A 3,698-nucleotide genomic window follows, 5' to 3' on the forward strand; every position below is an offset into this window, starting at 1 on the left:
TTATATAGCTCAATATTATTCATGGCAGTTGGCTTACGAGACAGCATTACCCTTACTTATCGTCATAATATTCGTAACAAGGTATTCATTGCCTCAATCAGTTATGAGAGAAGAGCAGAAAATAGACAGTTTGGGTATCTTATTACTATCCTCGTCCTTCTTAACAATAGGGATATCCTTGACTGAAGCTCCAACACTAGGCTGGTTATCGTTTCAATTTCTCTCTTTACTTTCATTAGGTTTAATTCTCTTTTACTTCTTTTTAAGGCATATTTCAAGAGCAGAAAATCCCTTAATAAATGTGTCAGACTTTAAAAATCCTAACATAGCTGTTCCTCTTCTCTCTTCATTTGTCACTGGTTTTGGCTTGTTTCTAACATTTCAGTCCTTAGTGTTTATGCTAGAACTACCGAAACCAGTTGGATATAATATGACTATTTTTGAAGCGGGATTGACAATGTCTCCTATCGCGTTAATATTACTCATCGCTGGACCTTTCTTCGGATCTCTAGTCAATAAAGTAGGCTATAAAAAGATTATATTGTCCACCTCTTCATTCTCAGTTATTGCTATACTAACCTTATCTTATCTGATAGGATTAAAAGTTTCCTTGATAGAGTTAATGCTTTTGTTAGTATTAGTCTTATTTTTCATCTCAGGCATGAACATAACTCGAATAACGTTATTGCTCGCCAGTACTTCAAAGAGGAGAATGGCTACAATAACCGGGACTAATACTAGCATGAGACTTATGGGAAACACTTTAGGTCCTATAATAGCTGGATCTATAGAATCTACCTTTAGGCAACCCTTACTTTTAACCATTTACAATGGTATTCCTCTGTTCACTTTCATTCCGTCTATCTTAGCGTTCCAGTACTCATTTTTGATTTCAGGGATTATAATAGTAGGTGTAATTATGTTAGCTACAAAGATAAGGGAAGAGAGAGTAAGTGTTTGAGACTATATGTTACCTCCTCTCCATCCTAAAGGATGAGTTTTCCTTAAATCATTTCATAGGTTTATGACTTACCACCTTTATCCTCATCTCTTCATAGCTAGCGTGCTTGAGTGCCCACTCCTCTAATCTATTAGTAGACTAATGGACAAGTCTTCAGCCATTTTACCCACTCCGCTATCCTTAAGACTCAAGGATATCTGTTGAGAGGGGGATGCTATGCCAAATCCCCTTTTGGACTTCCCTCTGCCTAATGTCACTCCTTATTTGAAAATAAAAAGCTTTACCTTGACTGCTTAGGCTTGTAGTTCATTTTCTAGCTGAAAAAGAAGGGAGTATGTAAAAATTTTCGATATCTATTGTTTATCTATGTATGAAATAAATTATATAAAACGAAATACCCATAACATCACTAAAATATAATGCTTCAGTTAAATATTTTACATAAAAATGTTTTGTGTAATACATGCAAACTGAGAAAACTTTATAAACTTGTATTACATGTAATACATATGAGCCAAGACAATAATGAACAACAAAAGAAGACTATAACTATACGTGGTATAGATGAGAAGTTGTATAGAAAACTCTCCGAGATTGCTAGGAATTCTGGTAAAACAGTTGGTGAAGTCACTAATCAAGCCTTTAAAACTTTCATAGATTTATCTAACACAGCGAAGCAGACAGCTTCCAGCATTATTGAGAGTGGTAAAACTTTTGTTGAAGGTTTCAGAGAGGGAGTAGGTGAGCTTATCACTATCTCTGACATCGATGAGTTAATTATAAATAAGGAGGAGCTAATGAGCGCTGGTAAACCAATAGTTTTCAAGAACATCAAGAGGCTTACCTTAACTGGGATAACTGATAATGATATAGACGCCTATATTCGTGAAATATATGGGGTAGACGAATTGATTATACCTTCTGGAATTAATAAGATAAAATTACTTCAAAAATGTAGAATGGTAAAGAAGATAACTATACAGAATCCAACAAGCTAGATATATCTCGAAAAACTTTTTTAGTTAGATAATTTTTTGCTATATAAGTATGAGAAAAATATCCCTTATTTTAGTAATTATTGTGCTACTTGCATTTCCATCATTAATTAGCTTAGGAATGGCGAGTAATCAACGAGATGCCAGTATAGTAAAGTACCAACAATATTCGTCAGATTTGATGATTGCTAGAAACGGGGTGACTTATAGCTATTCTAGTATCGTTTACAACTCAACATCAACCACTAATATGGAAACATTGACTTATACACAGTATAAATATGACGTAACAATAGGTAGTATACAAAGATATAGTGGAAACCTACAAATCAACGTAACACCATTTAGCATAAACGTTTATTCACAAATTCCCCAACTAGCTAGAGTTATATTAATTGAGCCTAATTTCGTCAGAGAACTAGTATGGGCTGGATTCTTAAATACTTCTAATGAGATTTCTGGTATAGCTTACTTCAACAACACGGCAACTTTAGTTTTAGAGTTTCTGAATGGAACTACTTTTACTAATGTAACTTTTAATATATCACATACTGAAACGCAATACACCAAAAGCGTATCCTTATCCCTCTTGAAGGTTAACCTTACGTTATCGGGATATTCACAATATACTTTAAGCTTTACCAATACTTTTCCAAGAAGATATGGTAATGAGGTCTTCACTTACAATGGAATGACCAGTGAGGCACCATATAATACGAGTATAGCCTACTTTAATGGAACCTATGTCCCAGCAATGATTTGGAGAGGAGAAGTTAAGGGTCTTACGGCTTTCTCCTCATTTAATTTGCAAATTGATGCTCAGTTTACTAATATTGAGTTCTTTGGAGTAAATGGTAGTGTAATAGGAGATTTAGACAATTCTTACGTATCATCCTATTTCTCTCATAATGGATTCTTATTCAATCTGACTATCAATAACGTGGAGTCCCATATGAAGCTTGTGATCAATCCTAATGCAGAGTACGGAAAGGCTAAGGTATCAAGCATGATAAGCGTTAGTAATATTCCAGTCGTGATTGAGATAACTGATAAGGGAGTGGAGAGTACAGCTGAAGTTCAATTATATCATCAAGTTGTAGTAATAGAGCCTGCGATGTTAGTTAGCGTTAATGTTAACGGCTATGGGGAATACGTGACCGTATTCCCAAACGTAACCGCTGAGTATGTTAGAATAGCTTCTCCCTCGTATGTTAACGTTACCAATATTACTCTAAACTCTAATCACTACACTGCTCAAGTTGTTAAAGTTAATAGTACAATAAGTGGATACATAGTTTTCAATGTAAGCTTGCTAAAGAATGAGACTTTTGTTGTGTTTAAACAGACTAGTAATGGTATGGTTCAATTGAATCCTAACGACTATTTTATATATAACGGGAAGATAATCGTCTTCGACGATCCATCAACTACTTATTACATAGTTTACGGCTATAAACCATCAATACAGACGCCATTTACCAACGTCGAAATATTAATGATAGCAGTTGTAGTTTTAGTCATAATTATTGCTTTAGTATTAGTTATAAACAGGAGAAAGTAAACTATTTTTTATTTTAAACTTTTCTTTACCTTCTCATTAAATTACCTTTATTTTCTTATAGAACTCATAACCGTAAACTCGGAATACTAAACTAACAATAGCCCCTATTATAAACGGTATTGCATAAAACCCTATTGATAATAGATATCCTTCCATAATAACTCCAAGTGTTTGTCCGAAC

The 3,698-nt window shown here is 34.2% G+C and carries 4 protein-coding genes; 3 read left to right on the forward strand and 1 reads right to left on the reverse strand.

Annotation, left to right across the window (positions count from 1 at the left end; genetic code table 11):
• The coding region (locus DMP16_RS08470) for an MFS transporter (RefSeq protein WP_143577096.1) at window positions 1–961 on the forward strand (961 nt) is incomplete at its 5' end.
• 122 nt (window positions 962–1,083) lie between these two features.
• On the opposite strand, the gene DMP16_RS11435 is transcribed toward DMP16_RS08470, so the two are convergent.
• A complete protein-coding gene (locus DMP16_RS11435) occupies window positions 1,084–1,218 on the reverse strand; it encodes a hypothetical protein (protein ID WP_255446846.1) in 135 nt (44 codons plus the stop codon).
• Between the two features lie 252 nt (window positions 1,219–1,470).
• Between DMP16_RS11435 and DMP16_RS08475 the strand changes: the two genes are divergently transcribed.
• Together DMP16_RS08475 and DMP16_RS08480 are read left to right on the forward strand one after the other, a co-directional pair.
• The gene (locus DMP16_RS08475) at window positions 1,471–1,959 is read left to right on the forward strand and encodes a hypothetical protein (RefSeq protein WP_069281380.1); all 489 of its coding nucleotides are present in this window, start codon (window positions 1,471–1,473) and stop codon (window positions 1,957–1,959) included.
• Window positions 1,960–2,008: 49 nt separating this feature from the next.
• On the forward strand, window positions 2,009–3,517 hold the full coding sequence (locus tag DMP16_RS08480) for a hypothetical protein (protein ID WP_143577097.1): 1,509 nt from the start codon (window positions 2,009–2,011) through the stop codon (window positions 3,515–3,517).
• Window positions 3,518–3,698: the final 181 nt, after the last annotated feature.

This window comes from Sulfolobus sp. B1 (genome assembly GCF_007050195.1).
GTDB lineage: Archaea > Thermoproteota > Thermoprotei_A > Sulfolobales > Sulfolobaceae > Saccharolobus.

What these genes read in the sequence shown, in the direction of transcription:
- DMP16_RS08475 (WP_069281380.1), top strand. Translation starts at nt 1,471, where the DNA reads ATGAGCCAAGACAATAATGAACAACAAAAGAAGACTATAACTATACGT.
- DMP16_RS08480 (WP_143577097.1), top strand. Translation starts at nt 2,009, where the DNA reads ATGAGAAAAATATCCCTTATTTTAGTAATTATTGTGCTACTTGCATTT.